Here is a 24,168-nt window from a genome sequence, read left to right as displayed (position 1 = left end):
GGGGCAAAGCGCTATGAAAACCATCCTCGCATATGGTGACAGCCTGACCTTTGGCGCCAATCCTTCGGGTGGTCCGCGCCATGGGTATGATGATCGCTGGCCGACGGCGCTGGAAAAGGGGCTGGGCGGCAAGGCGCGGGTGATTGCCGAGGGGCTGGGCGGTCGCACGACGGTGTCGGACGACTGGTATGCCAATGCCGACCGCAATGGTGCGCGCATCCTGCCGACGCTGCTCGAAAGCCACGGGCCGCTCGACATGGTGATCATCATGCTGGGCACCAATGACCTCAAGCCGGCCATCTGTGGCTCGGCGCTTGAGGCCTCGTTCGGCATGCGCCGGCTGGTGCAGATCATCCGTGGCCATGCCGCGGGCCGCAATGAGCCGATTCCGGAGATCATCATCGTGGCGCCGCCGCTGCTCTGTGCCAGCGAGAACGCTGACATGATGGGCCACTTTGGTGGCATTGCCCATGGCCTTGAGCAGTCGAGCCAGTTTGCTGCCCACTACGCCCGCCGGGCGGAAGAATGGGACACCGGCTTTTTTGACGCCTCGACCGTTGCCGTCGCGGACCCCGAAGACGGGGTGCATCTGGATGCCGCCAATACACGGGCGATCGGCGAGGGGCTCGTGCCGGTCGTCAAATCCATGCTGGCCCTCTAGGCCGGCTCCATAGACTTTCTGGAGGCCCAAATGGCTGACCAATACGACCTTCTCGTCATCGGCGCCGGTCCCGGCGGCTATGTTGCCGCCATCCGTGGCGCGCAGCTGGGCATGAAGGTGGGCATTATCGAACGCGAGCACATGGCGGGCATCTGCTCGAACTGGGGCTGCATTCCCACCAAGGCGCTGCTGCGCTCGGCCGAAATCTACGGCCATATGAGCCACGCCAAGGACTATGGCCTGACGGCGGAAAAGTTCGGCTTCGACATCGACGGCGTCGTCAAGCGGAGCCGCGCCATCGCGGCGCAGATGAACAATGGCGTCCAGTTCCTGATGAAGAAGAACAAGATCGACATCATCTGGGGCGAGGCGGTGATCACCAAGCCCGGTGAGGTCAAGGTGGCGCCGACCAAGAAGGCTATCCAGCAGCCGCAGGTGCCGCCGCCCAAGAATGCCCTGGGCGAGGGCACCTACAAGGCCAAGAACATCATCATCGCCACCGGTGCGCGTCCGCGCGTGCTGCCCGGCATCGAGCCGGATGGCGACAAGATCTGGACCTATTTCGAGGCCATGAAGCCGGCCGCCATGCCCAAGAGCCTGGTGGTGATGGGCTCGGGCGCCATTGGCGTCGAATTCGCCTCCTTCTACCGCTCCATGGGCGCCGAGGTGACCATCATCGAGCTGTTGCCGCAGATCATGCCGGTGGAAGACGCCGAGATCTCGGCGCTGGCCCGCAAGCGGCTGGAAAAGCGCGGCATCAAGATCCTGACCGACACCAAAGTGGAAAAGGTCGAAAAGACCGCCGCCGGCGTCACCGCCCATGTGCTGCTCAAGGACGGCAGCAAGCAGCAGATTTCGGGCGACAAGCTGATTTCGGCCGTGGGCGTGCAGTGCAATATCGAAGGCCTCGGGCTCGAGACTGTTGGCGTCAAGACCGAGCGCGGCGCCATTGTCATCGACGGCTATGGCAAGACCAGCGTGGATGGCATCTGGGCCATCGGCGACGTGGCCGGCCCGCCGATGTTGGCGCACAAGGCCGAGCATGAAGCCGTGATCACGGTGGAAAAGATCGCCGGGCTCAAGGTGCATGGGCTGGACAAGTCCAAGGTGCCGGGTTGCACCTATTGCGAGCCGCAGGTGGCCAGCGTCGGCCTCACCGAGGCCAAGGCCAAGGAAGCCGGGCGCGAGATCAAGGTCGGGCGCTTCCCCTTCGTGGGCAATGGCAAGGCCATTGCGCTGGGCGAACCCGATGGGCTGGTCAAGACCATTTTCGACGCCAAGACCGGCGAGCTGCTGGGTGCCCACATGGTGGGCGCCGAAGTGACCGAGCTGATCCAGGGCTTTGTGATCGCCATGAACCTCGAGACCACCGAGGAAGAGCTGATCCACACCATCTTCCCGCATCCCACGCTCAGCGAGACGATGAAGGAAAGCGTGCTGGACGCCTATGGCCGCGCGCTGAACATCTAGGGCAGCCCGGGAGAAGTTCTGCACAGGCTGTGCACAGCTTTTCCACAGGCTATCCCCAAGATCTCCACAGGGGACGGGCTGCGCCCCCTGAGCAAAGAACTTGATGCTGCCTGGGGTTGCCGGTGGTTTTCCCCAATGTTCCCACAGTTTGCTGCGAGGCTCTGTGGATAAGTCGGCCGGAGTGTTCCAGCCGCAGGACCGCTAAAGCGGCCCGGATCGCAAACCCAGGCCCAGGAGACGGACCATGAGTATTGGAATGCAGGAACTGCTGATCTTTCTGGGCATCGGGCTGGTGGCCGGCTGGCTGGCCGGGCTGGTGCTGGGTGGGGGCGGTCTGCTGCGCAATCTGATCGTTGGCGTGATCGGCGCCTTTGTCGGCGGCTGGCTACTGTCGGCGCTCAATATCTCGCTGCCGATCGGCAATGTGCTGGTCAGCCAGATCATCACCGCCACCATCGGCGCCATCGTGGTGATCGCGGTGGCCCGGGTGATCGCGCGCTAGCGGTCACCCCTTGAAGGTCCGGCTGAGCCGGGCGATATGTCACGCCAAGCGTGGAAGGCAGGAAGCAAGTGGTCACACTGATCGACACAGCAGCATCCCGGCCGCGGCACCCCGAAAAGGTGAACCGGCCGGAGAGCGTGGTGTTGCGCAAGCCGGACTGGATCCGGGTCAAGGCACCGGGCTCGCCGGTGTACAAGGAAACCCAGGACATTGTGCGCCAGAATGGCCTGGTGACCGTGTGCGAAGAGGCCGGCTGTCCCAATATCGGGGAGTGCTGGAGCAAGAAGCACGCGACCATGATGATCATGGGCGAGATCTGCACCCGCGCCTGCGCCTTCTGCAATGTGCGCACCGGCATGCCCGGCCCGCTCGATCCGGCCGAGCCCGAGAAGGTGGCCAATGCCGTCCAGCAGCTCGGCCTCGAGCATGTGGTGATCACCTCGGTGGACCGCGACGATCTCGCCGATGGCGGGGCACAGCATTTTGCCGATGTGATCGTGGCGATCCGGGCGCAGAACCCCAGGACCACCATTGAAATCCTGACGCCGGACTTCCTGCGCAAGGAGGGGGCGCTCGAGATCGTCGTCGCCGCCAAGCCGGACGTGTTCAACCACAATCTTGAAACCGTGCCGTCGAACTATCTCAAGGTGCGGCCGGGTGCCCGCTATTTCCACTCCATCCGCCTGCTGCAGCGGGTCAAGGAGCTGGACCCCAGCATGTTCACCAAGTCCGGCATCATGGTCGGGCTGGGTGAAGAGCGGAACGAAGTGCTTGCACTGATGGACGATCTGCGCACGGCTGATGTGGATTTCCTGACCATCGGGCAATATCTGCAGCCGACCAAGAAGCATACGCCGCTGATCCGCTTTGTGACGCCGGACGAGTTCAAGTCCTATGCCACAGTGGCGACGGCCAAGGGCTTCTCGCTGGTGTCGTCGAGCCCGCTGACGCGCTCGTCGCACCATGCCGGCGAGGATTTTGCGGCGCTCAAGGCGGCGCGGCTGGCCAAGCTGGGGCGTTAAGCGCCTTGCCGCGGGGGCGCCAGTCGCGGGACGGAAGAAAGCCAGAAGCCTGAGACCATGAATCGTTTCTTCGAACGGCATATGCCGCATCTGCCCGAGCGCATGTATGAGATCGTCGGCGATTTGGCCGACTACCCGCGCTTTGTGCCCAACTGCAAGGCCATGGCCGTGCGGCCGGACCCGGCGTCAAGCGACGGGCGGGTGCAGCTGGCGACCATGACGCTGCATTTCGGGCCGATCACCCAGGCCTATACAAGCCGGGTGACCAGCGACCCGGTGGCGCTGACCATCAAGGCCAAGGCCGTCGATGGTCCGTTTGCCTATCTCGACAGCCTGTGGCGCTTCGAGCCCGAGGGCATGGGCACGCGCGTGCGCTTCGAGATCGACTTCAAGATCTCCAACCCCTTCATCGCCGCCATTGCCGAGCCGGCCTTTGCCGCCAAGCAGGACGAGATCATGCAGGCCTTTGCCGATGAGGCCGACCGGCGCTTCGGCAGCTGATGACCGCTCCCGGGTGACTGCTCAGGCCTTGACGCCCTTGAGCACTTCGATGACGAGGTCGAGTGCGGCCTCGACGCTGGCGGCGCGGATGGCGTCGCGGCCGAGATCGCCAAAGCGATGCTCGATGACCACGGTCGCCAGTTCCGACGACACCGCGACATAGACCAGGCCCACCGGCTTTTTCTCCGAGCCACCATCGGGGCCGGCAATGCCGGTGACAGCGACGGCATAGTCAGCATGGGCGGTGTTGCGGGCGCCATCGGCCATGGCGCGGGCGACCTGGTTGCTCACGGCGCCATAGTCGCGGATCAGCCGGGCCTGCACATGGATCATGCGCGACTTGGCCGTGTCGGCATAGGTGACGAAGCCGCCATAGAAGGCCGAGGACGAGCCGGGCACGTCGGTGAGTGCCGCGGCGATCATGCCGCCGGTGCAGCTTTCAGCGGTGACGATGTTGCGGTTGACCTCGGTGAGCAGGTCGATGACCTGGCGCGCCTTGTCGCTGGCTTTCGCTGCCGGTTTGCTGGTCATAGCTCCCCCCTCGGCACTTCTACACTTGCACTTGCCATAGCCACGATACCTTCCTCCCGCCCGGTAAACCCGAGCTTCTCGCTTGTCGTTGCCTTGATCGCGATCCTTGCCGGCGCGATGTTCAGTGTTGTGGCGATGACGGCGCGCATCGCCGCAACATGTGGGTTAACTTTCGGCCCTTCGCAGACGATTGTCACGTCCAGATTGACGATGCGGCCGCCGGCCTGGGCGATCATGTCGCTGGCATGCTTGAGAAAGATGGTGGAGGCTGCGCCCTTCCATTGCATGTCGGACGGCGGGAAGTGCACGCCGATGTCGCCGGCCCCGATAGAGCCATAAAGCGCATCGGTCAGGGCATGCAGGGCCACGTCGGAATCAGAGTGGCCGTTGAGGGCGTGGTGATAGGGAATGCGCACGCCGCCCAGCCAGACGTGATCGCCGGGCACGAAGGCATGCACGTCAAAGCCGGTGCCGACGCGGGTTTCCATAAGACTGTCTCCGGATAGGATGCGTTCGGCGCGGGCAAAGTCCTGGCTGAACGTGAGCTTGATATTGTCGGGGTCGCCCATGGTCATGGCGACGCGCAGGCCGGCCCATTCGGCGATTTCGGCATCGTCGGTGAACTGGCGGCGGACTGTGCCGGCGCGCATATGGGCCGAGAACAGCTGGCCGAAGCGGAAGCCCTGCGGCGTCTGCGCGGCAGCGAGCTGGTTGCGGTCCTCGGTGGTGGCGACATGGCGACCGTCGAGCGTGCGCTTGATGGTGTCGGTGACCGGCAGGGCGGGCAGGGCGCCGTCGTATTGCTCAAGCAGGGCCAGCACGTCGCCGATCAGCTGTGGGCTGGCGAAGGGCCGCGCCGCATCGTGAATCAACACACGGTCGGGCCGCATCGGCGCCAGGGCCTTGAGCCCTTCGAGCACCGAGGCCTGGCGGCTGTCGCCACCGATGACCGGGGGCAAGAGGCGCGGATCGCTGAGTCCCAGGGCGGCATAGCGCGCCTGATGGTCGGCATGGATGACGGTGAGGATCGTGGTGACTTGCGGCATCGCCTGGAAGGCTGCCACCGTATGGGCCAGCACGGGCTTGCCGGCCAAGGGGCGATATTGCTTGGGATCGGGGATGCCGTCGGTGCTCACCCGCTCGCCCTTGCCGGCGGCGACGATGATGACGGCGATGGTTTTTTGACGCATGGACTGGGCAAACTCGGACGTGAAACCGTCATATCACCGTGGTCTAGCGCTGCCCAAGTCATGCGGCAAGGGCAGGGCTGCCCGACCGGGAATCTCACCAGATAAGGGATTGCACCGGCACGGGTTTTGACTATTGTGCAGGCATATTTTTCGGATTGACCATTTCTGGGGCATGTTTGTGTCGGTGGGTGCCTGCAAGTTGAGCATCGGAAGCCATTTCGTTGGCAATAGTGCTTTTCTCGCGCCTATGGCCGGGATCACCGACCGGCCGTTCCGCAAGCAGGCCGAGCGTTTCGGTGCCGGCATGGTGGTTTCCGAGATGATTGCCAGCAATGCGCTGGCCGTCGGCAATCACGAAATGGCCCGCAAGCTGGGCCGGCCGGGGCGTCTGCCGCATATGGTGCAATTGGCGGGCTGCGAGGCCGAATGGATGGCGCGCGGGGCGCGGATTGTCCATGACGCGGGCGCCGATATCATCGACATCAATTTCGGCTGCCCGGCCAAGCGGGTGACCAATGGCTATTCGGGCTCGGCGCTGATGCGCGTGCCTGACCATGCCATGACGCTGGTGGAGGCCGTGGTCAAAGCCACGCCGCTGCCGGTGACGGTCAAGATGCGGCTCGGCTGGGACGATGACAGTCTCAATGCCGCCGATATGGCGCGGCGCGCGGTCGACGCCGGTGTGCAGATGATCACGGTGCATGGCCGCACGCGGCAGCAGTTCTACAAGGGCAGCGCCCGCTGGGAACTGGTCCGCGCCGTGGTCGAGGCCGTGGATGTGCCGGTGGTGGTCAATGGCGATATTATCGATCTCGACGCCGCCCGCACGGCGTTGGCGCAGTCCGGCGCGGCTGCCGTGATGCTGGGCCGCGGTGCCCAGGGGCAGCCCTGGTTGGTCGGCCAGATCGGCGCCGGGCTCGATGGCCTGGCCCCGCCGGCAGCGCCAGAGGGCGCAGAACTCGTCGCCCTGGTGCGCGAGCACTATGAGGACATGCTGAGCGAATATGGCGTGGCCGTTGGCCTGCGCGCCGCCCGCAAGCATCTGGGCTGGTATGTCGATGCGGCCGGCATTGCCCTCGACAAGCCAATGCGCACCGCATTGCTCAATTCGGAAACACCCCAGGAGGTCATGGCGCTGATCGGCACCGTGTTCTCCGGGGACTGGAAGGTAGCAGCATGACTGCAGAACTGGCCAAGAGCGCGCTGGCGCCGGCATCGACCACCGCCATTATCCAGGCTTTGCCGCAGCCGATCATCGTCTGCCGGGAAGACCGGCAGATCGTGTTCGTGAACTATGCCGCCGAGGCCTTCTTCGGCGCCTCGCTCAGCGTGCTCACCCGGCAGAAGCTGGATGATCTGATCGCCTTTGGCTCGCCCATCATTAGCCTGGTTGAGACGGTGGTGCTGCGCCAGGCACCGATGACCGAGTATCGTGTGCGCGTCGGCTCCTCGCGCTTTGGCGATGAGCGGGTGGCCGATGTGTTCGCCAGTCCCCTGTCTGACAGCCAGGGGCAGGTGGCCCTGCTGATCCAGGAACGCACCATGGCCGACAAGATCGACCGGCAGATGGTATCGCGCGGCGCAGCGCGCTCGGTGACGGGCCTGGCCTCGATGCTGGCCCATGAGATCAAGAACCCGCTGTCGGGCATTCGTGGCGCGGCGCAACTGCTCGAACAGACCGTCAGCAGCGACGAGATCCCGCTGGCGCGGCTGATCCGCGAGGAGACCGACCGCATCGTGCATCTGCTCGACAGGGTGGAAGTGTTCGGCGACGAGCGCCCGATGGAGCGCGAGCCGATCAATATCCACGTGATCCTGGATCGTGTGAAGCTGCTGGCCCGCAATGGCGTGGCGCGCGGTGTCACCTTCTCAGAGGAATATGACCCCTCGCTGCCGCCGGTCTATGGCAACCGTGACCAGCTGATCCAAGTCATCTTGAACTTGGTGAAGAACGCCTCGGAAGCCCTTGAAAGAACTCAGAAACCCGAGATCAAGTTTTCGACCGCGTTCCGGCCCGGCATCCGCATCAGCGTGACCGGCGTCTCCGAGCGCATCTCGCTGCCGCTCGAGATCGTCATCGAGGACAATGGCCCGGGCGTGCCACCTGATATCCTGCCGTTCCTGTTCGACCCCTTTGTGACCACCAAGCAGAACGGCTCGGGCCTCGGGCTGGCGCTGGTGGCCAAGATCGTGGGTGACCATGGCGGGGTGATCGACTGCGACAGCCGCCCGGGCCGCACGCGTTTCCGTATTTTGCTCCCCGTTGCGAGCGGGGCGTTCCAAGCCATCCAGGAAGAGGAATTGGCCCCATGAGCCATGTCGTTCTGCTCGCTGATGACGATGCCGCCATCCGCATGGTGCTCAACCAGGCGCTGACCCGCGCCGGCTATGAAGTGCGCCCCACGGGCAATATCTCGACCATGTGGAACTGGGTCAGCCGCGGCGAAGGCGATATTCTGATCACCGACGTGGCCATGCCGGACGGCAATGCCTTTGAGGTGATGCCCAAGATCAAGAAGCTGCGCCCCGATCTGCCCATGATCGTAATGAGTGCGCAGAACACCTTCATGACCGCCATCCGCGCCTCGGAAGTGGGCGCTTATGAATATCTGCCCAAGCCCTTCGACATCACCGAGGTGCTCTCGGTGGTGGCGCGGGCCCTGGCCGACGCCAAAAAGCCGACCACGGCTGAGCGCAAGGCCGAGGAGCCGGGCGAAACGATGCCGCTGGTGGGGCGCTCCACCGCCATGCAGGACATCTATCGCGCCCTGGCGCGGCTGATGCAGACCGATCTGACGGTGATGATCACCGGCGAAAGCGGCACCGGCAAGGAGTTGGTGGCGCGGGCGCTGCATGACTTCGGCAAGCGCCGCAATGGCCCGTTCGTGGCCATCAACATGGCCGCCATTCCGCGCGACCTGATCGAAGCCGAGCTGTTCGGCCACGAGAAGGGGGCCTTCACCGGCGCCAACACGCGCTCATCGGGGCGCTTTGAGCAGGCCGAGGGCGGCACGCTGTTCCTCGACGAAATCGGCGACATGCCCATGGATGCCCAGACGCGTCTGCTGCGCGTGCTGCAGGAGGGCGAATACACCATGGTGGGTGGCCGCAGCGCCATCAAGACCAATGTGCGCATTGTGGCCGCGACCCACCGCGACCTCAGCCAGATGATCCGCCAGGGCTTGTTCCGCGAGGATCTCTACTACCGCCTCAACGTGGTGCCGATCCGCCTGCCGCCGCTGCGCGAGCGCATCGACGATGTCGGCGATCTGGCGATGCACTTCCTCAAGGTGGCCCAGCGCGAGGGCGAGCCGGTCAAATCCATCTCGCCTGAAGCCATCAAGCTGATGCAGAACTATGCCTGGCCAGGCAATGTGCGCGAGCTCGAAAACCTGGTGCGCCGGCTATCGGCGCTCTATGCCGACGAGAGCATTTCGGCCGAGATCGTGCAGAGCGAGCTCAATATCGCCGAGCGGCCCAATACGCCCGGCGCGCCGGGGCCGGTGGATGTCTCGATGGCCGTGGAAACCCATGTCGGCCAGCTGCTGCGCGAATATGAGCCCAATCTGCCGCCCAACGGGCTCTACCAGCGGGTGATCGACAAGGTGGAGGCGCCGCTGATCGCCATGGCGCTCAATGCCTGTGGCGGCAACCAGATCAAGGCAGCGGACCTGTTGGGTCTCAACCGTAACACGCTGCGCAAGAAGATCCGCACGCACAGCATCGAGATCGTCAAGCACAGCCGGCGCAGCTAGGTCTCAGGGGGCGGCAGTCATGCCGCGCCCAGGGCGCCGTTCGCTGATGGCCAGGGTCAGCCCGGCGGCCACCACTAAGAGCGCACCGACATAGACATTGGCCTGGGGCAACTCGCCCCAGAACAGAAAGCCAAAGATAAAGCTCCAGATCAGCGCGCCATATTCCACCGTGCCCAGCACGCTGGCCGGCACCTGCCGGGCTGACTCCACCAGAATATACTGGCCCAACCCGCCCACCAGGCCCGCCATGACGCACAGGCCCAGTTGGCGCGCGTCCATGCCGTGCCAGAAGGGCAGGGCGATAGCGCCCATGGCCAGGAAGTGGATCAGGTTCTGCGCAAAGACCTGCACCAGCGTGCTTTCGCTCTTGGAGATGGTGCGCATCAGGATCATGGCGATGGCCCAGCACAGCGCTGCCGCCAGCACCAGCAGCACCGGCCAGTCGAGGGTGAAGCCAGCCGGGTTGGCCGCCACCATCACGCCGAAAAGGCCGATCGCCGCGCCGCCGACCCGCGCCAGCGTCAGGCGCTCATGCAGGAAGATCACGGCCAGAACCGTCGTCAGAACCGGGGCGAAGTAATAGAGCGTGGTCATCTCGGCCAGCTGCAGGCTGCGGCCGGCGCTGTAATACATGACCCAGGCGGCCAGGGTCATCAGCCCGCGTCCGAGGATCAGCCAGCGGTTGCGCGACTGCCAGAGGCCGGTAACCACCGAGCTGCGGCCAATCAGGAGGCACAGCAGCAGGATCACCGCGCTGCGCACGAACAGGATCTGCGGCGCTGGCACCGTCATGATGACGCCCTTGACCATGGCGTCATGCAGGGCGAACAGCGAATAGGCGCCAATGCCTAGGGCCATGCCCGTGAGGCTGGCCGTCTGGACGCGGATAGGGGCGGAGGTGGACACGGGGACACTCTGGTCGGGCTGGCGGCAGTGTTTGCCTGCAGATGCGATGTCTGTCCAGCGGGGACGGGGTCGGCGTGCGGCCAATGGTTTCGGAGAACTGGATTTTACCCGTGGCCGGTCCGCCCTGCGAGCGTAGCTCTTCGGGCCTAACGACCTCAAATCGCGCCACCGGCGCGATTTGGCGCGGAGCGCCGGTCGTTAGTGTCACATTTAAGCAACAATTGTCTTGAAGGGTCGGGGGAATTGCGGCAGGTTCCAGCCCTTGTTGCTTGAAGTGGAGTGGTCCCGGCCGCTGATGACTGAAACCGCGATGATCGAACAGGCAGAGCCGACAGTGCGGGTCGAACCCGCCGGCAAGCCGACGCGTGGTGCGCGGCTCGGACCGCGCGGGACGGGGCCGCTGCGCGTGCTGGGCCTGGTGGTGGTCGTGGCCGCCGTGGTGCTGACGCTGATTTCCTTCCTGATTCTGTCGGGCGCCACCAATATCGAGCCATCCACCACCACATGGACCGTGATCTGGGTGGTTACCGGCATTCTGGTGCTGCTGGTGATCGCCCTGGTGCTCACCGAGGCGACGCTGCTGATCCGTGCCCGGCTCAACAAGCAGGCCGGCGCCGGCATGCAGATCCGCATGGTGACCATGTTTGCCCTGGTGGCCGCCATTCCGGCGGCGATCGTGGCCGTGGTGGCCACCATTGCCCTCAACCAGGGGCTGGACCAGTGGTTCTCCGAACGCACCCGCGCCATGGTGGAAAGCTCGCGGCTGGTCGCGCGCTCCTATCTGCTCGAGCATTCCCAGGTGCTGCGCGACGATGTGATCTGGGTGGCCACTGAGCTTGAACAGGCCCGGCCGACCTATGACAGCGATCCCGAGCGCTTCCAGGGCATTCTGACGGCGCTGGCCGTGACGCGCTCGCTACCCTTCACCTCGCTGGTCAATGCCAAAGGCGAGCCGCTGATGCGGGCGCAGATCGCCGTACAAGGCGCCTATCCGCGATTGCCGGATGGCATTACCGAAGGCCTGGTGGAAGGCATTCCGGCCGAAATCGCGCCGGGGCGGGTGAACCTGGTCGGCTCGGTCATCAAGCTGCGCGGCTATGACGACACTTATTTGTTCGTGGCGCGCCCGGTGGAAGCCGAAGTGCTCGAATATATGCGGCTCACCGACGAGAACATCACCGAATACCGGCAATATGCCTCCAATCGGTTGGTGTTCCAGATCACGTTCACCATCATGTATGTGGGCCTGGCCGTGGTGCTGCTGCTGGCGGCGCTGTGGATCGGCATTGCGCTGGCCAACCGCTTCGTCGACCCGATCCGCAATCTGATGATTGCCTCGACCCGCGTCAGCGGCGGCGATCTCGATGTGCAGGTGCCGGTGCGCGAAGGCAGTGGTGATCTGCGCGATCTGTCCAATGTTTTCAATACGATGACGCGGCAACTTAAGACACAGCGCGAAGCATTGGTGACGGCCAATGAGATGAATGAGAAGCGGCGCCAGTTCACCGAGGCGGTGGTGGAGGGCGTGTCCGCCGGCATTATTGGCCTTGATCCCTTCGGTACGGTGACTCTGGCCAACGCGCGCGCTTCCGAAATGTTGGGGCGCGATGAAATCGCCCTGATGGGCGAGCGGATCGAGGTGGTGATGCCGCAGCTGACGCCCATTCTCGAACGCGCCCGCTCGGCCCGCCGTGGCCAGGTGCGCGATCAGATCGAGCTGGGCAATGAGGCGGATCGCCGGACCTATCAGGTGCAGCTGACCCGCGAGGGTTCGATCACCGAATCAAAGGGTTATGTGCTGACCTTCGACGACATCACCGATCTGGAATCGGCCCAGCGCACCAGCGCCTGGGCCGATGTGGCGCGCCGCATCGCCCATGAGATCAAGAACCCGCTGACGCCCATCCAGCTGTCGGCCGAGCGGCTGCGCCGTCGCTATGGCGCCAAGCTCGAGGACGACCGCGAGGTGTTCGACAAATGCATCAACACCATCGTGCGCCAGGTCGGCGATATCGGCCGCATGGTCGACGAGTTCTCGGCCTTTGCCCGCATGCCCGAAGCCGCGCCGGATATTGCCGACCTGTCTGATACGGTGCGGCAGGCGGTGTTCCTGGAAAGCGTGCGGCTGCCCGAGGTCACCATCGACACGCTGCTGCCCGATGAGCCGATCATCGCCTGGTTCGACAGCCGGCTGATCGCGCAGTCGCTGACCAATCTGATCAAGAATGCCGTGGAGGCCTTCGAGACGGTCGATCGCGCCGAAGGCGTGGTGCCGACCATTCGCGTCGAGGGGCATGTGGAGGGTAATCATGCGCGCATCTCGGTTTCCGACAATGGCAAGGGCTGGCCCAAGGACAATCGCCAGCGGCTGCTCGAGCCCTATATGACCACCCGCGAGAAGGGCACCGGTCTGGGTCTGGCCATCGTGGCCAAGATCATTGAACAGCATGGCGGCATCGTTGAGCTCATCGATGCCGAGCCCGATGCCAGCGGACGGGTCGGCGCCTGTGTGACGTTCACATTACCGTTGCAATCGCCGACCAAGACACCAGAGGCGGAGGAGACGGCCCAGGCCGCCATCACCACCGCCCAACAGGAGGAGCCGCTGAACACAGCGGCGGTTCAGAACTAATGGCACTCGACATTCTGATCATCGATGATGAAGACGACATCCGCGACCTGATCGCCGGCATCCTGGAGGATGAAGGCTATGAGGCACGCCAGGCGCATGACGCCGACAGCGGGTTGAACGAGATCGCGCGGCGGCGGCCGAGCCTGGTCTTCCTCGACATCTGGATGCAGGGGTCGCGGCTCGATGGGTTGCAGCTGCTCGACGTGTTCCAGAGCCAGCATCCGGACATGCCGGTGGTGATGATCTCGGGCCATGGCAATGTGGAGACGGCCGTCTCGGCCATCCGGCGCGGCGCGTATGACTATATCGAAAAGCCGTTCAAGATTGACCGGCTGCTGCACATCACCCAGCGGGCAATGGAAGCCACGCGCCTGCGCACGGAAGTGGCCGAACTCAAGGAGCGCTCGGCCACCAAGAGCGCCGATATGGTGGGCACCTCGCCGGCCCTGCAGGCGGTGCGCGGCATTATCGAGAAATCGGCGCCGACCAATTCGCGCATCTTCATTTCCGGCCCTTCGGGCGCCGGCAAGGGCCTGGTGGCCCGGCTGATTCATCAGCGCAGCCCGCGTGTGGAATCGCCCTTTGTCGAAATCAATGCCTCGCTCTATGCGCCCGAAGAGGTGCCGGTGGTGCTGTTCGGCCGCGAAGCGCGCGAGAAGAGCGGCATTCTCAAGGTCGAGGTCGGTGCGCTGGAAAAGGCGCATGGCGGCACGCTCTATCTGTCGGAAGTGACGACGCTGCCGCAGGCGACCCAGGCGCTGCTGCTGCGCACGCTGGTGGAAAACCGCTTCAACCGCGTCGGCGGCACCCAGGCCGTGCCGATCGATGTGCGCATCATCGCCTCCAGCTCGCAGAACGTCGCGGCGCAGGTGGAATCGGGCGAGTTCCGATCTGATCTCTTCCACCGGCTCTCCATCGTGCCGCTGCCGCTGACCCCGCTCAAGGAGCGTCGCGAGGACGTGCCGCCGCTGGTCAATGTGTTCATCGAGCAGGTGGCGCGGATGCACAATCTGCAGCGCCTGGTGGTGGGCGATGATGCCATGGCGGTGCTGCAGGCGCAGGAATGGCCGGGCAATGCGCGCCAGCTGCGCAATTCCATCGAGCGACTGATGATCCTGATGAAGGACCAGCAGCCTGAGGATGGGCTGATCAGCGCCACCATGCTGCCGTCCGACATTGGCGAAGTGCTGCCCACGGTGGGCGACACCGATGCCTCGGCGCATCTGATGAGCCTGCCGCTGCGTGAGGCCCGCGAGGTGTTCGAGCGGCAGTACCTCTTGGCGCAGATCGAGCGGTTTGGCGGCAATATCTCCAAGACAGCCGAGTTCGTCGGCATGGAGCGCAGCGCGCTGCACCGCAAGATCAAGTCGCTGGGGCTGTGATGCCCATCAGGTCGCTGGGGATTTGATCCCAGCGCAAAATTCGGGGCAGCCTTGCGGCTGCTTCGGGTAGGCACGAAAAACGAACTGTGTAATAGTCGGCATTGTGTACAAATCACATCGGCGCGGTCTGTGCGGCAGGTTCGCGACCGACTGGCAGGCGCGCGCAGCCCGGCAGCGAAAAGCAATGCCGCAATAACGAGGCCAAAAATGCCCAGCGAAAAGCAGCAAAATCTCCAGGATTCCTTCCTCAACCATGTTCGCAAGCAGAAGGTTCCGGTCACGATCTTTCTCGTGAACGGCGTCAAGCTGCAGGGCGTGATCACCTGGTTTGACAATTTCTGCCTGCTCCTGCGTCGCGACGCGCAGTCGCAGCTGGTCTATAAGCACGCCATATCGACCATCATGCCCGGTGCGCCGATCCAGCTGTTCGATCCCGAGCAGAACCACGACAGCGACTGACAGGCCCCATGACTGAATTCGACGATGACGAGGCCGTCCAGCCGGGCGGCCGCAAGCCGTTTATTGACCAGCAGGCGCGCCCCTTCCGCGTCGGCGTGGTGGTCCCCGATGTGCGGGGCCATGTGTCCCAGCATGCCATCGAGGCGCGGCGCGACGAATTCGTCGGCCTGGCGCAGGCCATTGAGCTGGACGTGGCCTTTGTCGACGTCATCAAGGTGCGCGAGATCAAGCCGGCCACCTTTATCGGTGGCGGCCATGCGGAAACCCTCAAGGTCAAGGTCAAGGCTGACAAGATCGACCTGCTGCTGGTCGATTGCCAGCTGACGGCCATCCAGCAGCGCAACCTCGAAACCGAAACCGGCGCCAAGGTGCTCGACCGCACCGGGCTGATCCTGGAGATCTTCGGTGACCGCGCGGCGACGCGCGAAGGCGTGCTGCAGGTGGAACTGGCGCATCTCAATTATCAGAAGGGGCGGCTGGTCCGCTCCTGGACCCACCTTGAACGCCAGCGCGGCAGCGGCGGCAGCGGCTTCATGGGTGGCCCGGGCGAAACGCAGATCGAAAGCGATCGCCGCCAGATCATGGACCGTATCGTGCTGCTCGAAGACCGGCTCGACAAGGTCAAAAAGACCCGCGCGCAGCAGCGCCAGCAGCGCACCGGCACGCCCATTGTGGCGCTGGTGGGCTATACCAACGCCGGCAAGTCGAGCCTGTTCAACGCTTTGACCAAGGCCGATGTCTTCGCCAAGGATCTGCTGTTCGCCACGCTCGATACCACGGTGCGCAAGCTTGAGTTGCCGCATGGCCGCGAGATCATGATCAGCGACACGGTGGGCTTTGTCGCCGATCTGCCCACTGACCTAGTGGCTGCCTTCCGGGCGACGCTGGAAGAGGTGCTGGACGCCGATGTGATCCTGCATGCCCGTGACGTGGCCAATCCGGACCATCTGGCCCAGGCGCATGATGTGCTCAAGGTCTTGGGCGATCTGGGCGTGTCGGCCGAGACCACGCCGATCATCGAAGTGTGGAACAAGATCGACCTGCTCGGCCAGCCCGAGCTGGACATGGACGAGCGCCTGGCTGGCATTGCCCCGGCCGGCAAGGTTGCCGCGACCGTGCCGGTTTCGGCGGTGACGGGGCAGGGGATCGATGCCCTGCTGCTGGCCATCGAAAAGGCGCTGGGCGAGAAGAGCCGCACCTATCGCGTGCATGTGCCGCATAGCGCCGGCGCCGACATCGGCTGGCTGCATTCGCATGCCGAGGTGATCTCGCGCGACGAGCCCACTGAGAAGGGCACCGGCTTTGTGGTGCGCGTCGAGCCGCGGCACAAGACGGCGTTCCTTGAACGTTTCAACGGCCGCATCGAAGGCTCGGACGCCTGAACGTCCGCCAGGCCGTTGATGCTGGTCTGCAAATGACGGTTTTCTGCGCTGCCGGTCCTCACGTACCCAAATGTACGCTCCGGTCCGGTGCTCGAAAACCGCCATTTTCGACTCAGCCTGAACGGCCGCCAGGCCGTTCAGGTGCGCGATGCTGTCAGGCCTTGTCGGCCGCGCGGATCTCGTTCCAATAGCCATCGAGCCGCTCCAGCCCCGCCTGGGCCGGCGCGATGCCGTCCTCGCGGCAGCGGGCTTCGACGTGGTGGAAGCGGCGGGTGAACTTGAGATTGGCGTCGCGTAGGGCGCCTTCGGCATCCACGCCGGCTTTGCGGGCCAGATTGGCCACGGCGAACAGCAGGTCGCCGATCTCCTCATGCACGGCGGCGGCATTGCCGCTGGCCTCGGCCTCGACCACTTCGGCCAGTTCTTCCTCGACCTTGGCGCGTACGGCGGCCAGGTCCGGCCAGTCAAAGCCGACCTTGGCGGCGCGTTTGGTCAGCTTTTCCGCCCGGGCCAGCGCCGGCAGCACCTGGGGCACGTCGTCGAGCAGGGATGGCGTGGTGTCGCCCTTGCACGCAGCCTTGGCCGCGCGTTCCTGCACCTTGATGGCTTCCCACTGGCCCTTGGCCATTTCTGCATTGCGTGCGGCCTCTTCGCCGAACACATGCGGATGGCGGCGGATCAGCTTTTCGGTGATGGCCTGGATCACGTCGCCAATGTCGAAATAGCCAGCCTCGCTGGCCATCTGGGCGTGATAGATCGGCTGCAGCAGCAGGTCGCCCAGCTCCTCGCGCAGGTCATCAAAATCCTCGCGCTCGATGGCGTCGGCGACCTCATAGGCCTCCTCGATGGTGTAGTGGCGGATGCTGGCGAAATCCTGCTCCAGATCCCAGGGGCAGCCGCCGACCGGGTTGCGCAGCGCCGCCATGATCTCGATGAGGCGGGACAGGTCGCGGGAGGGCTGCATGGGCGGGCTCATGGGTTGGAATCACTGCCCGAGCCTAGCGCGCCGGCCGCGCCCAAGTCGCCATTGTTGCCGGGTGGGACGGGCAAATCTTGCCCAGGGGCAGCATTGGCCGGGGGATAATGGGGCGCAAAGGCCCGGGAATCCGGCCCGGCGGATGTGGCACGAGAATTGCTAAATCACTCTCAGCAATCAACATTCGAGGGCAGACGATGACGGAAATCAGTGGTGTTGGCGGGACATTGCTCAACCGGCTGTTCGCTTTGGCGGACAAGGACCGGGATTCCAAAGTGTCCGGCGCCGAAATGTCCGAGCTGCTCGACAAGGTCGGGCAGAAGGGCAAAATCGATCAGGTCATGGCTGCCCAGGATGCCGACAAGGATGGCGCGCTCAGCCTTGAGGAATGGCCCGGCAAGCTGCTGTCGAGCGAGGCGATCGGCCAGCTGTTGACCGCGCAAGACTACAAGGCCATGAGCCCGGCTTCGCGCGCCGAGCTGGCGCAGCAGGCCAAGGACGCCTATTTCGCGCGGGTCGATGTGGACGGCAATGGCGTGCTGAACCGCGAGGAGATCGAGGCTGACAAGGTGATGAACCAGGCCAATTATCTCGACAACAACGCCCTGCCCAATGTGGCGGTGATGTTCCGGGCCGGGGCCGATCGCAACGCCATCACCAAGGATGACATAATGGTCGGGCAGCGGCTGGACCTGTCCGCCATGACGGCTTCGCCGATCAAGCAGATTGCCGAAGAGGATATGAGCGACGCGGAAAAGGAGATGCTCCGCATCGTGCGGGAAGGGGCTGCCCGCAGTCCTGACGCCGGCGCCCCGCCCGCTCCAGTTCCTGTGCCCGAAACGCCTGAGGCCGCGCGCGAGCGGGTGAGCAGCAGCGAGTTCACATCGGCCCTACTGAGCCGCCTCTTGGCGCAGTTCGGCCGCGGCACGACGCCGGGGGCTGACGCCGGCAACAGCGCCGCCTAGGGCAGGGGCCAAGTTGGCCGGCGCGGGCCCTAGCCCAGCCGGCCGTTGCGGCGCATCAGCGCGATGAAGAACACGCCACCGACCAGGCCCGTGATGACGCCGATGGGCAGGTCCTGCGGCGGGATGATGGTGCGCGCCACCATATCGGCCAGCACCAGGAAAATGGCGCCCACCAGGGCCGAGAGCGGCAGCACGCGGCGGTAGTCGCCGCCGATGGCCATGCGCACCAGATGGGGGATCATCAGCCCGACAAAGGCAATGACCCCGGAAAAGGCCACGGCCGCGCCGGTCAGCAGGGCGCAGACGATAAAGACGATCAGCCGGAAGCGGCCGGCGGGCAGGCCCAGTGTCGTGGCGCTTTCATCGCCCAGCGTCATGGCATTGAGATTGCGCGCATTGGCCAGCAGGAACGTGCCGCAGAGCACGAGCGCCGCGAGCGGGTAGGGCAGTTGCGCCCATTGCGCGAGGCCCAGCCCGCCCAGCATCCAGAAGATCACCGTATGGGCGGCGCGCGGATCGCCCAGAAAGATGGCCAGGCTCCCCAGCGAGGTGATGACAAAGGAAATGGCCACCCCGGTCAGCACCAGGCGGCTGGCGTTGGTGGCATTGGCGAGATTGGCAACGCCGACCACCAGGGCCGTGCTGAGCAGCGCGCCGCCAAAGGCGAACAGCGGCACGGTGACGAGGCCGAGGAACAGGCCCGTGTGCATCAACACGACAATGGCGCCCAGCGCCGCGCCCGAGGACACGCCCAAGAGGTGCGGGTCGGCCAGCGGATTGCGCGTCACCGACTGCAGCGCCGCACCGACCACAGCCAGGCTCGCGCCGACTGTGGCGCCCAGCAGCACGCGCGGCAGGCGCACTTCCCAGACGATATTGTCGCGGCCGGCCGACCAGTCCGGTGTGATGCTGCCGGGCACGAGGTGGCTCAGCACCACGCGCCAGACCATGTCGAGCGGAACGGCAATGGCGCCGACGCTGACCGCCAGCATGGCGACCAGCAGCAGCAGGCCGCACAGCCCGGCGATGGCCAGGGGCAGGTTGTGGATCAGGGCGTGGCGCGGGCCGTCGACGAGGTGCTTGTGCGACATGGGTGTGGCGGGCCGGCGCGAGGCCGGCCCTGGTCTCCGTCAGGCAGGATGAAAGGCCGTGGCAAGGCGCTTGATGGCCTCGATATTGCGCGGGCCGGGCGTCGCCTCGACATAGTCGAGCACCACGAAGCGGTCATTGACCACGGCGGGAATGGCCGAGAAGGCCGGGTTGGACTTGAGGAAGGCGATCTTCTGCTCGGCGGTGACGTCGCCATAGTTGACGATGACGATCACCTCCGGATTGCGCTCGATCACCGGTTCCCAGCCGATGCTGACCCAGCTCGACTGCACATCATCCATGATATTGCGGCCGCCGGCGGCTTCGATCAGCGCCGTGGGAATGCCGTAGCGGCCAGCGGTGAAGGGTTTGTCCTCGCCGGAGTCATAGACGAACACCGTCGGCGGCGTGCCGCTGGTGTCGAGCGTGGCGGTGAAATCGGCCAGCTCCTGGCGATAGCCGGCCACCAGGGCCTCGGCCTTTTCGGCCACGCCGAAGATGCGGCCCAGGTTGAGCAGATCGACATAGAGATCGTCCATGGAGGCCTTGGGCTTGTCCATGATGTGGATGCAGCTCTCGGTCAGCTCATAGACGGCGATGCCGAAGGGCGCGAGCGTCTCGGGCGTCACTTCGCCGCCCACTTTCATGCCGTAGTTCCAGCCGGCAAAGTAGAAATCGGCGTCAGCACCGAGCAGCACTTCCTTGGTGGGGTAATTGGTCGATAGCTCGGGCAGGGCGGCGACGCCCTCACGCAGGCGCTCGTCGAGCGTCTTCCAGTCGGACACGCCGGTATAGCCCACCATATGGTCGGTCAGGCCCAGGGCCAACATCATCTCGGTGAGGTTGACGTCATTGGACACGGCGCGCTGCGGCGCGGCGTCAAAGGTCACCGCGCGGTTACAGCTCGTGACCGTCACCGGGAAACCGGACGCCAGGGTCAGCGGCACGGGCAGGGCAAGAGCCACCAGGGCAGTGGCCATCAAAAGGGGCAGGACGCGCATCAAAAACTCCTAAATGTCTGAATTATCGCGGTGAAAGGAAAAGCGGGGCCGGCCGGTGGCCGGATGGCTGTCGATGGCGGTCTCGACAGCAAAAGTCTGGCGGATCGCCAAGGGCGTCAGCACCTCGAGCGGCGCGCCGAACTGGGCCTGGCGGCCCTGATCGAGCAGCAGCACGCGATCGGCATGGGCGGCGGCCAGCGCCAGATCGTGCAGCGACACCACCACGGTGGTGGGCAGGCTGGCCAGGAGCGCCAGCACATCGAGCTGGTGGCGGATGTCGAGATGATTGGTGGGTTCGTCCAGGATCAGCAGATCCGGCCGCTGCACCAGGGCCCGGGCGATCATCACGCGCTGCTTTTCGCCGCCGGAGAGCGAGGCGAAGTCCCTCGGCGCCAGCGCGGTAAGCTGCATCAGCGCCAGCGCATCCTCAACGGATTCATAGGCCGGGGCGCCAAAGCGCTGCTGATGCGGCGTCAGGCCAAGCTCGACGATCTCGGCGACGCTGAGGCCGAAATCGGAGGCCGATTCCTGCAGCACGGTAGCGACGCGGCGGGCGAGGGCCCTGGGCTGGGACTGCCAGATATCGGCGCCATCGAGCAGCACGCAGCCAATCGTCGGGCGATGATAGCGATAGAGGCAGCGCAGGAGGCTGGACTTGCCGGCGCCATTGGGTCCGACCACGGCCAGCATGGCGCCGGGCTCGACCGTGAAATCGAGGTCGGCAATGATCGGCCGGTGGCCCCTGGGGCCCCAGCTCAGCCTCTCAACAGTCAGTCGGGCCGGATTACCGCCGACGAGTCGTCGCGCCAGATCCATCGCAGGCCTCCGCCAATGGGCAGGGCGGTGCGAAAGAACCGATCAGGCAGAGTGCTGCGATGTGGTGGTCGTCGAGCGCCATCGTCGTTCCCCTCGGCACACCCCGGCCGGGTTTCGTGGATGTCGATGGCAGGTCTCCTGGCTCACGGGTCTCAGCGCTTCCAACCTTCCCAGCCCATAAAGGCCAGTGGTGTCTTGGAAGAGCTCACCGCTTACAGTTGCGGGGGCAGCCACGGTTTTGCGCCCTGATGGGTACGTCGCACCGTGTTCCCTTTTAATCCCCGTTGGCAATCGACCGCCGAGGAACCTTCAACGGTCGAGATAAAGCGCAGGGGGTAGAGTCTTGTCAATGGTCGATCAGGCGCGTGGTTGGGGGCGTGATAGATGGATGTGCGCCAGGGGAATGGAGCTCGCTGGCATTGTGGCGTTTGGAGCGCCAGGCAGCACAAGTGGATCAGGGCCGCGCAGAACCTAGCACCAACCAGCCCTTCACAACCCGATATCCACAATTCGCATAATATATATTATGGAACTTTTGTGGATGGCAATATGGCGGGTTTGCTGGCTTTTGGGGTCTTCGAGCCGATTTGGCTGTGCCGAATGTCGGTTTTTGCATTTTGCTGGCGATGCGGCCGTTGGCAAGCGCGTTGTGTGTCGTCTGGCGCAATGTCCTGCACCATCATGATCTGTTTTAGCGCTCACTCGGGTGCCGCAGCCGTGCTGGTGATCGACGTGGTGAACCTCGGATCGCCGCAACGGTCGCTGAGCTCTGCGGATCGTCCCGTCAGCACGGCGTCCAGAGCGCCGATGCCAAGCCAATGTCCGGGCCTATAGCCGCGCCATTTGCCATGCGCCTGCAATCTGGCCGGCATACCGTCCACCGGGACACCGTCGCGGTTACGCAACGCTGCCCGGATGACCAGTCAGAGCCCCGGAATCGGTCCCGGGACGGCGCGCAAGAATCCGATGGACAATTTTGACCAGTTGGTCAAAGTATTGTCGTTGGCATGGGCATGGAGGATGGCAATGCGCTTCGGATACAAGGCGTCGGCGGAACAGTTCGCGCCCACCAAATTGCTCGATTTCGCCGTCGAGGCGGAGAATGCCGGCTTTGACTCGGTGTTCGTCAGCGATCATTTCCAGCCCTGGAAGCATACCGATGGCCATGCGCCCTTTGCGCCGGCCTGGATGGCGGCAGTGCTGGCGCGCACCGAGCGTGTGGTGCTGGGCACCTCGGTGCTGACGCCGACCTTCCGGCTGCATCCGTCGGTCGTGGCGCATGCCTTTGGCACGCTGGGCGCCATGTTCCCCAATCGCGTGATCCTGGGCGTCGGCACCGGTGAATCGCTCAACGAAGTGCCGTCCACCGGCATGGTCTGGCCCGAGCTCAAGGAGCGGTCGGCGCGGTTGCGCGAAGCCGTGGCACTGATCCGGCAGCTGTGGAGCGAAGATCGCGTCAGCTTTGAGGGCGAGTTTTACAAGACGCAGAACGCCACCATCTATGACAAGCCCGATGACATGGTGCCGATCTATCTGGCCGCCGCCGGGCCGCTCAATGCCAAATATGCCGGTCGTGCCGGCGATGGCTTTATCTGCACCTCCGGCAAGGGCGCCGAGCTCTATGTCGACCAGCTGCTGCCCAATGTGGCGCTGGGCCGGGCGGAATCCCCGCTGGCCGGCAAGCCGTTCGAGCGCATGATTGAGGTCAAGGTCTCCTACGATCCCGATCCGGAGGCGGCGCTCAACAATACGCGCGGCTGGGCGGCGCTGTCGCTGTCGGCCGAGGAAAAACACTCGGTGGAAGATCCCGAGGAAATGGAGCGGCTGGCTGCTCAGTTGCCCATCGAGCGCATCGCCAAGCGCTGGATTGTTTCGAGCGATCCGGACGAGCATGTTGCCGCGATCAAGACCTATATCGATTATGGCTTTGATCACCTGGTGTTCCATGCGCCCGGCGATGACCAGAGCCGGTTCCTGCAGCTTTATGCGCGCGATATCCTGCCGCGCCTCAAGGCGCTCTAACGCCGGGGAACAGGCCCCCTGCCCCCTCTGCCAGCCACGCACGGGTTTTCGAGAATGAGTTTGCCACGCTTTTCCGTCTGGGGCCTGACCGGATTGCCCGAAATCGCGGCCGGCGATGATCTGGTGGCGCTGATCGCCGATGCCGTGGCGCATCAGGCGCTCGACGATGCCGAGACCGCGCTGCGCGACGGCGATATTTTGGTGGTCACCAGCAAGATCGTCTCCAAGGCCGAGGGGCGCCAGGTGCCGGTGGCCGACCGGGAAAAAGCCATTGCGCTTGATACAGTGCGCGTGGTGGCCGAGCGTGTGCACCCTGGCGGCGTCACCCAGATCGTCGAGACCCGCCAGGGCCTGGTGATGGCTGCGGCGGGCATCGACACCTCCAATGTGCCCGATGGCGTGGCGCTGCGCCTGCCCGAGGATCCCGATCTGTCGGCGCGCCAGCTTTGCGCCGGCCTGCGCGACAGGCTTGGCCTGCGCCTGGGCATCATCATCACCGACACCTTCGGGCGACCCTGGCGTGTCGGGCAGACCGATGTGGCGATCGGCGCCGCCGGCGTCATTGTCACCGACGATATGCGCGGCGGCGTCGATGCCAATGGCAAGCCGCTGCAGGTGACCATCACCGTGCTGGCCGATGAGCTGGCTGGCGCTGCCGACCTGGTCAAGGGCAAGGCCAGTGGCATTCCGGTCGCCATTGTGCGCGGCCTGGGCCGGCTGGTGGTCGATATCGATGCGCCCGGCGCCCGCACGCTGGTGCGCTCGGTCGACGAAGACATGTTCCGCTTCGGCTCCGCCGAGGCCTATCGCCTGGGTTACGCAGCGGCCGTTGCCGAACGCGGTTCGGACGCTGCCCAGCCCGACACTTCCTCCGTTTCTCCGCCCCAAGCCCAGCATCAGGACTGA

General features: G+C 64.7%; 22 protein-coding genes and 1 riboswitch. Of the genes, 15 read left to right on the top strand and 7 right to left on the bottom strand.

What is annotated here, in order from left to right; all coding sequences use genetic code 11:
• The first annotated feature begins 13 nt into the window (after positions 1 to 13).
• The 5 genes from E8M79_RS11085 to E8M79_RS11065 all read left to right on the top strand — a co-directional run bounded on the left by E8M79_RS11085 (position 14) and on the right by E8M79_RS11065 (position 4,156).
• Positions 14 to 661: an SGNH/GDSL hydrolase family protein gene (locus tag E8M79_RS11085; protein ID WP_137151958.1), complete on the top strand. Its 648-nt coding sequence runs from the start codon at positions 14 to 16 to the stop codon at positions 659 to 661.
• A 30-nt stretch (positions 662 to 691) separates the two neighbouring features.
• Positions 692 to 2,131 carry a dihydrolipoyl dehydrogenase gene (gene lpdA, locus E8M79_RS11080; RefSeq protein ID WP_137151957.1) on the top strand — a complete coding sequence of 480 codons (1,440 nt, stop codon included), beginning with the start codon at positions 692 to 694 and terminating at the stop codon, positions 2,129 to 2,131.
• A 244-nt stretch (positions 2,132 to 2,375) separates the two neighbouring features.
• The gene (locus E8M79_RS11075; RefSeq protein ID WP_137151956.1) at positions 2,376 to 2,633 is read left to right on the top strand and encodes a GlsB/YeaQ/YmgE family stress response membrane protein; all 258 of its coding nucleotides are present in this window, start codon (positions 2,376 to 2,378) and stop codon (positions 2,631 to 2,633) included.
• Between the two features lie 68 nt (positions 2,634 to 2,701).
• Complete coding sequence (lipA, locus tag E8M79_RS11070; protein WP_137151955.1) at positions 2,702 to 3,655, top strand: lipoyl synthase; 954 nt, start codon at positions 2,702 to 2,704, stop codon at positions 3,653 to 3,655.
• 57 nt (positions 3,656 to 3,712) lie between these two features.
• Positions 3,713 to 4,156, top strand: a complete 444-nt coding sequence (locus E8M79_RS11065; RefSeq protein ID WP_137151954.1) for a type II toxin-antitoxin system RatA family toxin — start codon at positions 3,713 to 3,715, stop codon at positions 4,154 to 4,156.
• A gap of 21 nt (positions 4,157 to 4,177) precedes the next feature.
• Here E8M79_RS11065 and E8M79_RS11060 read toward each other — a convergent pair whose 3' ends face one another.
• Positions 4,178 to 4,687 carry a CinA family protein gene (locus tag E8M79_RS11060; RefSeq protein WP_137151953.1) on the bottom strand — a complete coding sequence of 170 codons (510 nt, stop codon included), beginning with the start codon at positions 4,685 to 4,687 and terminating at the stop codon, positions 4,178 to 4,180.
• Positions 4,684 to 5,877 (bottom strand): bifunctional 2-C-methyl-D-erythritol 4-phosphate cytidylyltransferase/2-C-methyl-D-erythritol 2,4-cyclodiphosphate synthase, encoded by a 1,194-nt coding sequence (locus E8M79_RS11055; RefSeq protein ID WP_137151952.1) that lies wholly within the window; start codon positions 5,875 to 5,877, stop codon positions 4,684 to 4,686. Before E8M79_RS11055 ends, E8M79_RS11060 begins: the two co-directional genes overlap by 4 nt.
• Before the next feature lie 199 nt (positions 5,878 to 6,076).
• Here E8M79_RS11055 and dusB point away from each other — a divergent pair, with 199 nt between their 5' ends.
• From dusB to ntrC, 3 genes are read left to right on the top strand one after another with little or no spacing between them, the layout of a single operon-like run.
• On the top strand, positions 6,077 to 7,057 hold the full coding sequence (gene dusB / locus E8M79_RS11050; RefSeq protein WP_248304974.1) for a tRNA dihydrouridine synthase DusB: 981 nt from the start codon (positions 6,077 to 6,079) through the stop codon (positions 7,055 to 7,057).
• A complete protein-coding gene (locus E8M79_RS11045) occupies positions 7,054 to 8,190 on the top strand; it encodes an ATP-binding protein (protein ID WP_137151950.1) in 1,137 nt (378 codons plus the stop codon). Before dusB ends, E8M79_RS11045 begins: the two co-directional genes overlap by 4 nt.
• Positions 8,187 to 9,632 (top strand): nitrogen regulation protein NR(I), encoded by a 1,446-nt coding sequence (ntrC, locus tag E8M79_RS11040; RefSeq protein WP_137151949.1) that lies wholly within the window; start codon positions 8,187 to 8,189, stop codon positions 9,630 to 9,632. Before E8M79_RS11045 ends, ntrC begins: the two co-directional genes overlap by 4 nt.
• A gap of 3 nt (positions 9,633 to 9,635) precedes the next feature.
• Here ntrC and E8M79_RS11035 read toward each other — a convergent pair whose 3' ends face one another.
• Complete coding sequence (locus E8M79_RS11035) at positions 9,636 to 10,538, bottom strand: DMT family transporter (RefSeq protein WP_137151948.1); 903 nt, start codon at positions 10,536 to 10,538, stop codon at positions 9,636 to 9,638.
• A gap of 295 nt (positions 10,539 to 10,833) precedes the next feature.
• Here E8M79_RS11035 and E8M79_RS11030 point away from each other — a divergent pair, with 295 nt between their 5' ends.
• The 4 genes from E8M79_RS11030 to hflX all read left to right on the top strand — a co-directional run bounded on the left by E8M79_RS11030 (position 10,834) and on the right by hflX (position 16,393).
• A complete protein-coding gene (locus E8M79_RS11030; RefSeq protein ID WP_137151947.1) occupies positions 10,834 to 13,170 on the top strand; it encodes a PAS domain-containing sensor histidine kinase in 2,337 nt (778 codons plus the stop codon).
• Positions 13,170 to 14,552, top strand: coding sequence for a sigma-54 dependent transcriptional regulator (locus E8M79_RS11025; protein ID WP_137151946.1), 1,383 nt, complete (start codon positions 13,170 to 13,172; stop codon positions 14,550 to 14,552). Before E8M79_RS11030 ends, E8M79_RS11025 begins: the two co-directional genes overlap by 1 nt.
• 207 nt (positions 14,553 to 14,759) lie before the next feature.
• Positions 14,760 to 15,011 (top strand): RNA chaperone Hfq, encoded by a 252-nt coding sequence (gene hfq / locus E8M79_RS11020; RefSeq protein ID WP_137151945.1) that lies wholly within the window; start codon positions 14,760 to 14,762, stop codon positions 15,009 to 15,011.
• An 8-nt stretch (positions 15,012 to 15,019) separates the two neighbouring features.
• Entirely contained in the window at positions 15,020 to 16,393 is a 1,374-nt protein-coding gene (hflX, locus tag E8M79_RS11015; protein WP_137151944.1) for a GTPase HflX, read from the top strand.
• A 154-nt stretch (positions 16,394 to 16,547) separates the two neighbouring features.
• Here hflX and mazG read toward each other — a convergent pair whose 3' ends face one another.
• On the bottom strand, positions 16,548 to 17,357 hold the full coding sequence (gene mazG, locus E8M79_RS11010) for a nucleoside triphosphate pyrophosphohydrolase (RefSeq protein ID WP_137151943.1): 810 nt from the start codon (positions 17,355 to 17,357) through the stop codon (positions 16,548 to 16,550).
• Positions 17,358 to 17,566: 209 nt separating this feature from the next.
• Between mazG and E8M79_RS11005 the strand changes: the two genes are divergently transcribed.
• Positions 17,567 to 18,334, top strand: coding sequence for a hypothetical protein (locus tag E8M79_RS11005; protein ID WP_171015825.1), 768 nt, complete (start codon positions 17,567 to 17,569; stop codon positions 18,332 to 18,334).
• A 29-nt stretch (positions 18,335 to 18,363) separates the two neighbouring features.
• Here the strand turns inward: E8M79_RS11005 and E8M79_RS11000 are convergent, their stop codons facing one another.
• From E8M79_RS11000 to E8M79_RS10990, 3 genes are read right to left on the bottom strand one after another with little or no spacing between them, the layout of a single operon-like run.
• Positions 18,364 to 19,425, bottom strand: a complete 1,062-nt coding sequence (locus E8M79_RS11000; protein WP_137151941.1) for an iron ABC transporter permease — start codon at positions 19,423 to 19,425, stop codon at positions 18,364 to 18,366.
• Between the two features lie 39 nt (positions 19,426 to 19,464).
• The gene (locus E8M79_RS10995; RefSeq protein WP_137151940.1) at positions 19,465 to 20,424 is read right to left on the bottom strand and encodes an ABC transporter substrate-binding protein; all 960 of its coding nucleotides are present in this window, start codon (positions 20,422 to 20,424) and stop codon (positions 19,465 to 19,467) included.
• Between the two features lie 9 nt (positions 20,425 to 20,433).
• Positions 20,434 to 21,240, bottom strand: coding sequence for an ABC transporter ATP-binding protein (locus E8M79_RS10990; protein WP_137151939.1), 807 nt, complete (start codon positions 21,238 to 21,240; stop codon positions 20,434 to 20,436).
• Positions 21,241 to 21,350: 110 nt separating this feature from the next.
• Positions 21,351 to 21,566: riboswitch (cobalamin riboswitch) on the bottom strand.
• A 700-nt stretch (positions 21,567 to 22,266) separates the two neighbouring features.
• Between E8M79_RS10990 and fgd the strand changes: the two genes are divergently transcribed.
• Both fgd and cofE read left to right on the top strand, forming a co-directional pair.
• Positions 22,267 to 23,262, top strand: coding sequence for a glucose-6-phosphate dehydrogenase (coenzyme-F420) (gene fgd / locus E8M79_RS10985; protein WP_205747907.1), 996 nt, complete (start codon positions 22,267 to 22,269; stop codon positions 23,260 to 23,262).
• A gap of 54 nt (positions 23,263 to 23,316) precedes the next feature.
• On the top strand, positions 23,317 to 24,168 hold the full coding sequence (gene cofE, locus E8M79_RS10980) for a coenzyme F420-0:L-glutamate ligase (RefSeq protein WP_137151937.1): 852 nt from the start codon (positions 23,317 to 23,319) through the stop codon (positions 24,166 to 24,168).

Origin of the sequence: Devosia sp. FKR38 (assembly GCF_005222805.1) — a bacterium.
Taxonomy (GTDB): domain Bacteria; phylum Pseudomonadota; class Alphaproteobacteria; order Rhizobiales; family Devosiaceae; genus Devosia.
This window is presented reverse-complemented; position numbering and strand designations above follow the sequence as displayed.